Below are 571 nucleotides of genomic sequence, written 5' to 3'. Positions count from 1 at the left end.
GGGCGTGGAGGCCGACCACCTGCCCCACACCCAGCCACCCGCAGGCTCGTTCCACAAGGGCATGCCGCCTACGGGCAAGGAGCTGGCCGACCGCTTGCTGGAAGTGATTGCGCTGCACGATGCCAGCAACATCGCGGCCGTCATCGTCGAGCCCTTCTCGGGCTCGGCCGGTGTGGTGATCCCGCCCGTGGGCTACCTGCAGCGCCTGCGCGAGATCTGCACACAAAACAACATCTTGTTGATTTTTGACGAAGTGATCAGCGGTTTTGGCCGCAGCGGCGCCTGGACCGGTGCCGAGGCCTTTGGCGTGACGCCCGACATCCTGAATTTTGCCAAGCAGGTCACCAACGGCGCGCAGCCGCTGGGCGGCGTGGTGGCTACCAAGGAAATCTACGACACCTTCATGGCCGCGGGCGGTCCCGAGTACATGCTCGAATTCCCGCACGCCTACACCTACTCGGCCCACCCCGTGGCCTGCGCGGCGGGCATTGCGGCGCTCGACATCCTGCAAAACGAAGACATGATCGGCCGCGTGAAGGCGCTGGCCCCGTACTTCGAGCAGGCTGTGCAC

General features: G+C 65.3%; 1 protein-coding gene. It reads left to right on the top strand.

Going from position 1 to position 571, the window contains the following annotated elements; translation table 11 throughout:
- A partial coding sequence (locus GPA27_RS28295; protein WP_169143731.1) for an aminotransferase class III-fold pyridoxal phosphate-dependent enzyme occupies positions 1-571 on the top strand: 571 nt, incomplete at both ends.

Source organism: Aromatoleum toluolicum, from assembly GCF_012911005.2.
Taxonomy (GTDB): Bacteria; Pseudomonadota; Gammaproteobacteria; order Burkholderiales; family Rhodocyclaceae; genus Aromatoleum; species Aromatoleum toluolicum.
The sequence above is the reverse complement of the archived record's forward strand: the minus strand, read 5'-3'. Positions and strand labels throughout refer to the sequence as shown.